This window comes from Halothiobacillus sp. (assembly GCF_027346185.1).
Taxonomy (GTDB): domain Bacteria; phylum Pseudomonadota; class Gammaproteobacteria; order Halothiobacillales; family Halothiobacillaceae; genus Halothiobacillus.
This window is the reverse complement of the sequence record NZ_DAIESY010000133.1, coordinates 1-7,213: the sequence shown is the minus strand read 5'-3', so window position 1 is coordinate 7,213 and position 7,213 is coordinate 1. Positions and strand designations below refer to the sequence as shown.

General features: G+C 56.8%; 7 protein-coding genes. 6 read left to right on the top strand and 1 reads right to left on the bottom strand.

The annotated features are described in order from the left end of the window. The 4 genes from M7R55_RS09565 to argE form a co-directional block, all read left to right on the top strand. Positions 1-429, top strand: a 429-nt coding sequence (locus M7R55_RS09565; RefSeq protein ID WP_298220185.1) for an LptF/LptG family permease, incomplete at its 5' end; no start/stop codon positions are given. Then, positions 416-1,534, top strand: a complete 1,119-nt coding sequence (lptG, locus tag M7R55_RS09560) for an LPS export ABC transporter permease LptG (protein ID WP_298220184.1) — start codon at positions 416-418, stop codon at positions 1,532-1,534. The genes M7R55_RS09565 and lptG, both read left to right, overlap by 14 nt. Before the next feature lie 28 nt (positions 1,535-1,562). Further along, on the top strand, positions 1,563-3,821 hold the full coding sequence (gene parC / locus M7R55_RS09555; RefSeq protein ID WP_298220183.1) for a DNA topoisomerase IV subunit A: 2,259 nt from the start codon (positions 1,563-1,565) through the stop codon (positions 3,819-3,821). 8 nt (positions 3,822-3,829) lie between these two features. Further along, positions 3,830-4,978 (top strand): acetylornithine deacetylase, encoded by a 1,149-nt coding sequence (argE, locus tag M7R55_RS09550; RefSeq protein ID WP_298220182.1) that lies wholly within the window; start codon positions 3,830-3,832, stop codon positions 4,976-4,978. Between the two features lie 3 nt (positions 4,979-4,981). On the opposite strand, the gene lpxB is transcribed toward argE, so the two are convergent. Continuing rightward, on the bottom strand, positions 4,982-6,217 hold the full coding sequence (gene lpxB, locus M7R55_RS09545) for a lipid-A-disaccharide synthase (RefSeq protein WP_298220181.1): 1,236 nt from the start codon (positions 6,215-6,217) through the stop codon (positions 4,982-4,984). Between the two features lie 43 nt (positions 6,218-6,260). Between lpxB and M7R55_RS09540 the strand changes: the two genes are divergently transcribed. Both M7R55_RS09540 and M7R55_RS09535 read left to right on the top strand, forming a co-directional pair. Then, entirely contained in the window at positions 6,261-6,899 is a 639-nt protein-coding gene (locus tag M7R55_RS09540) for a ribonuclease HII (RefSeq protein WP_298220180.1), read from the top strand. 95 nt (positions 6,900-6,994) lie between these two features. Further along, a partial coding sequence (locus M7R55_RS09535) for a DUF4337 family protein (protein WP_298220179.1) occupies positions 6,995-7,213 on the top strand: 219 nt, incomplete at its 3' end.

Sequence of the window (7,213 nt, the reverse complement as noted above, 5' to 3'; positions counted from 1 at the left end):
GACTATCAAACCCATGAAATTCTTGTGCCGGGGCAGGCGGACACGGAAAACACTCAGGAAAACAGGAAATCATCCCTGCAGCTGCTGCATTCGAATTTGCCCGGCGATCAGGCCGAATTCTATTACCGCCTCTCGCAAGCGCTGACTGTACTTGTGCTTGCCTTGATTGCCGTTCCTCTGGCCCAAGCCAAACCCAGATCGGGCCGGTATGGCCGACTCTTCTGGGCATTTCTGCTCTATGCTTTGTATTTCAATTTGATTGCCCTGATGGAGAACGTCATCAAGCACGGTGAGCTTACGTTGTGGCAGGGGCTGATCTTGACGCACGGGGCATTCATTCTTTTGTGGCTTTGGCTGCTCTGGTGGATGAGTGGTGGTTCGCGGCGACTGTGGCAACGCCTGTTCCGGAGACGACATGGGTACGCTTGATCGTTATCTGATTCGAGCGATTGTTGTCGGCGGCTTGGCGTCCACAGCCGCGTTCGCATTGCTGATTATCGTTTTCGGCGCCATCGATGAATTACCGAAGGTCAATGCAAGCTACAGTGCGATAGATGCCCTATCCTTCGTGCTGTTGACCACGCCGGGCTATCTCTACGATTTTTATCCGGCAGCGGTGCTCGTCGGTGGCCTGCTCAGTCTGGGTAATCTGGCGGCACATTCGGAACTCACCGTGATGCGGTGTTCCGGGATGTCGATGTTCCGTCTCGCGCGTCCCGTGTTACTCGGTGCCACGATTCTTGCACTGATTGGTATGTTGATTGGAGAGACGGTCGGTGCCTGGGGGCAGGAAAAAGCCAATCAAACGCGGGCGAAAGCGCAGGGAACCGGCGTCAGCATGAATCTCAAGTCCGGTTTGTGGTTGCGCGACGGTGACCGTTTCATCAATGTGGGTCAGGCCATCGTCGGCGGGCGTTTGAATCATGTGCGCGTGTTCACGGTCAATGCGCAAAGCCAGCCTGTTCAGCTATTGTCGGCGAGTTATGCGACCAGCGAAGGCGGGGATTTATGGCGTCTGTACGATGTGAAAGAATCCACGCTCGACACGACTGTTCCTGGAAACAGCGTCAAGGTGAGAACCGCCCCCGTGCAGGAGCACGTGCGCTTGTTCTCGCAGAAAATACTGAATATTGCCGTGCTCAATCCACGGCATATGAACATTCTGCAACTTCATTCCTATGTGGACTATCTGCATAAAAATAAGTTGGACGCCTCCGCCTATTCATCCGCACTTTGGGCGCGGGTGTTTGCGCCCATTTCCGTGTTGGTGATGCTGTTTTTGGCCTTGCCATTCGTATTTGCGCCGCAACGTGGCGGTGGCGCCGGGCGCTGGTTATTTATCGCCATTGTGCTCGGCGTGGTTTACCTCACCCTGGTACAGATTGTTTCGGCGTTTGCGCCGGTGTACGGCGTGGGTCACCCGCTTGTCCCGTTTTTGAGTGCAGCGGTGCCGCCCGTGCTGTTTGCACTCTTGGGTGTATTTGCGCTGCGGCGATTCAACCCTGCGCGTCGGACGGCGCTGCCGATAAGTTAACTCTGCGGCATAAAATAATGAGGATGTCATGAGTTTAGATGAGTTTGACCACGGCCCTGCGAATAATGAAAGCGGCACCGACGGTTTCGAGCATCGGTCGATCGCTGAATTTTCCGAACAGGCCTATCTCAACTATGCGATGTATGTGATTCTCGATCGCGCGTTGCCGAGTGTGTGTGATGGCCTCAAACCCGTGCAGCGCCGCATCGTCTATGCCATGAGCGAATTGGGGTTGACGGCGGCATCCAAACACAAGAAATCGGCGCGAACGGTCGGTGATGTGATCGGCAAGTTCCATCCGCATGGCGATTCGGCCTGTTACGAAGCGATGGTGCTGATGGCGCAACCGTTTTCGTATCGTTATCCGCTGATCGATGGCCAGGGCAACTTCGGTTCGCCGGACGACCCCAAATCCTTTGCCGCCATGCGCTACACCGAATCTCGGCTCACGGCCTACGCCCATAGCTTATTGGCCGAAGCGGAGCAGGGCACGGTCGATTGGCAACCCAACTTCGATGGCACGCTGGAAGAACCCACGCTGCTGCCTGCGCGTTTGCCGAACGTCCTGCTCAATGGCGGCATGGGTATTGCCGTTGGCTTGTCCACCGATATTCCGCCGCACAACCTGCGAGAAGTCGTCGCGGCCACCATCGCGTTACTGGATGAGCCGGAGAGCACTGTGGACGATCTTTGCCGCCATCTGCGCGGCCCGGATTTTCCCACCGAGGCGGAAATCATCACGCCGCCGGATGACATCATCCAGATGTACCGCACCGGCACGGGTTCGGTTCGCCAGCGGGCGCGCTATGAAGTCGAACAGGGTGAAATTATCATCACGGCGCTGCCGTTTCAGGTGTCGGGAAGCAAGATTCTCGAACAGATCGCCGCCCAGATGAATGCCAAAAAACTGCCGTTGGTGACGGATCTTCGCGACGAATCCGACCACGAGGCGCCCACCCGCCTGGTGATCATTCCGCGCAGCCGACAGGTGGATACTGAAGCATTGATGGCGCATCTCTTTGCGACCACCGATCTTGAAAAGAGCTATCGCGTGAACATGAACGTGATCGCGCTCGATGGCCGCCCCAGAGTGATGAATCTCAAGGATCTGTTGACCGAATGGTTGCAGTTCCGCCGCCAGACGCTGACCCGCCGCATCAAGTGGCGTCTGGCGAAGGTGGAGAACCGGTTGGAGATTCTCGCCGGCCTTCTGATTGCCTTCCTCAATATCGATGAAGTCATCGCCGTCATTCGCGAAGCCGACGAACCCAAGGCCGAATTGATTGCCCGGTTCGATCTCACCGAGCGTCAGGCCGAGGCGATTTTAGAAATTCGCTTGCGGCAACTGGCCAAACTCGAAGAAATTGCGATCAAGAAAGAGCAGGGTGAATTGGTGGCCGAAGCAGAGATTCTGCGCGGCTTGCTGGCCGATGAATCCCGCTTGCGCAATCTGCTGCGCGACGAACTACAGGAAGATGCCCAAAAATACGGCGATGCTCGGCGTTCGCGTTTGGTTACACGCGGTGCGGCACAGGCATTGGCCGAAACGGCCCTCATTTCCAGTGAACCGGTCACCGTCGTGTTGAGCAAGAATGGCTGGATTCGTGCCGCCAAGGGGCATGATGTCGATCCGGTTGCGTTGTCCTACAAGGCGGGGGATGGGTATCTCGCCCACATGAACGGCAAATCTACGCAGTCGGTCATCCTGTTCGACGATACCGGCCGCGCCTACACGCTGGCTGCGCATAGCCTCCCGTCTGCGCGAGGGCAGGGCGAGCCATTGACCGGGCGGCTCAGTCCGCCGACCGGCGCGCAATTTATTCAAATGGTGATGGCCGATGATCAGGATGCCGTTTTGTTATGGCAAAGTGGCGGTTACGGCTTCATCACGCCGTTTGAGGAACTGCTCAGTCGCCAGCGTGCCGGTAAGGTGATCGTGAGTCTGCAAGACGGTGCCACACTCGGTACGCCGATTCGCTTGAACGATACGATCGAGCGCATTGCCTTCGCATCCAGTGATGGTCACGTGCTGATCCTCGAACGTGCCGACATTCCACAACTGGGCAAGGGCCGCGGCAACAAGCTGATGGGGCTGAAATCCGGGGCAACATTAATTGCTGCCTGTGCCTTGGCCGAAGGCGAATCGCTCAAGGTTCAATCCGGTGCGCGGAGCGTGACCCTGCGTGGTGTCGACTTTGAAAACTACGGTGGTGCGCGCGCCAGTCGTGGTCGCATCCTGCCGCGCGGATTCCAGCGCGTCGATGCCCTTTTCCCAGCTCAGGACTAATAATCAAAATGGCCGCGCCCGCCCTGTCGCACATGTTGGATGAGTTGATCGCCACGCCGTCGGTGAGCAGTGTGATGCCTCAGTTCGATATGGGAAATCGGTCGTTGATCGATCGTTTGGCCGGTTGGTTGGAATCGGCCGGATTCAGCGTCGAAATCCTGCCATTGGAAGGCCATATCGACAAAGCCAATCTGATCGCCACGCTGGGCACCGGTGATGACGGCCTGATCCTCGCGGGGCATACCGATACGGTGCCGTGGGATGACAAGCGTTGGCAGCATGATCCATTCCGCTGGACGGTCGATCAGGGGCGAGGTTACGGTCTCGGCAGCGCCGACATGAAAAGCTTTCTGGCTCTGGCGATTGAAGCGGCACGCGGATTGAAACCGGAAGATCTGCATCATCCACTCATTATCGTTGCCACCGCCGATGAAGAGAGCACCATGGACGGCGCGCGGCTGTTGGCTCGGCTCAGGCGACCGAGGGCGAAGTACTGCATCATCGGCGAACCGACCGATCTCACCCCGGTACATATGCACAAGGGCGTGATGATGGAGTCGCTGACCGTTACCGGCCGCAGCGGGCATTCAAGCAACCCGCAAATGGGTCGCAACGCCATCGACGGCATGACGCGCGTGCTTGCCGATCTGTCCAATTGGCGCGAATCACTCAAGCAGCAGAGTAACCCGGCTTTTCTCGTGCCCTATGCCACCCTGAATTTCGGACATATTTGTGGCGGGGATAACCCGAACCGGATTTGCCCGCAGTGCGTCCTGAATTTCGATTTGCGACCCTTGCCCGGTATGAGTGGACCCGAATTGCGTCAGGAGCTACGGGAGCGGATTGCCCGTGTGCTGGATGACACGGATCTCGATTTCGAAATGACGTCGCTAATGGCCGGCATCGAGCCTTTTTCCAGCGGCGATGACTCGGTCTTGGCGCGGGAATTGGCGGAAATCAGTGGCAAAACGCCGATTACCGTGGCATTTGGCACCGAGGCGCCATTCTTCAAGGAACTGGGTTGCGATACGGTTGTGTTCGGTCCGGGCCGAATCGATCAGGCGCACCAGCCAGACGAATACATCGAGTTATCGGCTTTGGACGATACCGTCAGGATGTTGCGCAGTTTGATTCACCGCTGCTGTACGGCAGGCTGATTTTTATTTTGGCAGGGCTGTAGCGGGCGTTTCACTTGTCAAATCCAGCACCAACTGAGCCAGATGCGCCAAGGCACCGGGTTCGCCCAGATGTTGTGGAATCTCTGCCAGTGCCGTGATTTGGCTCGCACGGCTTTCAGTTTCGTGCATCAACTCATCGATTTTATTTGTGATGGCGTCCGGCGACGCGGCGCTCTGGATCAATTCGGGAAATGCATTCCGGTTCAAGACGATATTCGGCAGGCCGATGCGTTCGATATGCACGAGATGCTTTGCCAGCCAGTACGTGATCGGGTGTGTTTTGTACACGATGACCATCGGTGTGCCGATCAACGCCGCTTCCAGCGTGGCCGTGCCCGACGCAATGATGAGTGCATCGCTTGCGGCCATGACTTCTCTGGCGTGACCATTGACCAAGGAAAGTTTGGCACGCAGTTCCACCGAGATGGCGCACTTCGCCAATTCCTGCTCAAACCACACCGGATCAATGGAATCGGCGATGGGCAGGGCGAACAACCAATCCGGATGCGCCTTCAGCAAGCGCTGCGCCGTGGCAAGCTGAGTGCACAGCAAGCGGCTGATTTCGCTGCGACGACTGCCGGGCAGCAGGCCGATCAGCGTTGCTGCGGGTGCAATTTCGAGTGTCTGCCGAGCTGCGGCCTGCACAAGGTTTCGGGTGGTGTCGGTTTTGCAGGATTCAGGCGGGATCATGTCGCGCAACGGGTGCCCGACATGGGTTGTCGGCAGTCCGTATCGGGTGAACAAGGGTACTTCGAAATCAAATAAAACAGCCAGATGATCCGCGACATCGGCGAATTTTTTTGCCCGCTTCGGACGCCAGGCCCATACCTGCGGCGCGACAAAAAACAACACCTTGATGCCGTGTGCCCGTGCCGCCTTGGCAAGCCGCTGATTGAATTCCTGAAAATCAATGGCGATTACAATATCGGGTTTGAATGCAACCATGGCATCGATCAGGGTGTTCAACGCCTGTTTGAGTTGCCCGTAATGACGGAACACTTCAACCAGACCCATGACGGAAACGGTGTTCAAATCAACAACCGTATCGATGCCGGCAGCACGGCTTTGCGTCCCGCCCAGACCTTGGGCAACGCTGCCTGGACGCAGTGTATTCAACCGCTGGAAAAGTTCGGCGGCATAATGGTCGCCGGAAGCTTCGCCCGCAGCGAAAAACAGACGCAGAGGCCGCGAAACGGATGGCGTAGTGGAGTCGGTCATGGTCGGGGTATGGATATGTCTAAAAATTGAATAAGAGGGCAGTATGCCGCAATTGCCTTTGTTTGAGATGCAGCCAGCCGGATTAATCTACGCGGGCGTGGACGAGGCCGGACGAGGCCCGCTGGCAGGCCCCGTTGTGGCCGCCGCCGTCGTTTTGTATCCGGATGATCCGATCATTGGCGTGAACGATTCGAAAAAACTGACCGAACGACAACGCGACAAATGGTTCGATGAAATAACCCGTCGCGCGCAAGCGTTCGCCATTGCCGAAGCGACGGTACAGGAAATTGATACGCTCAATATCCTGCAGGCATCGCTGCTGGCCATGCGCCGCGCCGTGATGGAAGTTGAAACCCATATGCGATCTCAGGGTTGGAAACTGGATCGTATTCATGTCGATGGCAACCAGTGTCCCAAAATGGGCAACATGGAATGTCATGCCCTAGTGGGTGGCGATGGCCGGGACGCGGCGATTGCCAGCGCCTCGATTCTGGCGAAGGTGACTCGGGACAGGTTTCTTCTCGTACTGGATGAGCAGTATCCGCAGTATGAGTTTGCCAAGCACAAGGGCTATCCCACGCCGCGACATCGTGAACTGCTTGTTGAATTCGGTGCGTGTCCCGAACATCGGACCAGCTTTGCGCCCGTCAGGGCTGTTCTGCGTGCGGAAAATTTCGATTAGGAACCCGGTTCATTGGAACCAATATACCGACGATTTCATCGAAGCTCGGCTCATTATTTCGGCTTGGTCTTTATTCTTTCAGGAGTTCTGCGTTCATGTCCCACGGCCTACACACCCACGCGCCACACGAAGAAGCTGTTCATGAAGCCGCGCACAGCGCGCAACATCAAAAAGGGCATAGCCTCAACCAGTGGGTCGCCATTTTCACCGCGCTGATCGCGGCATTGGGCGCCATGGTGAGTTATCAAGGCACCAACCTGATGAATGAAGTTCTGCTCTACAAGAACGAGGCTGTGCTGAAGAAAGCCAATGCG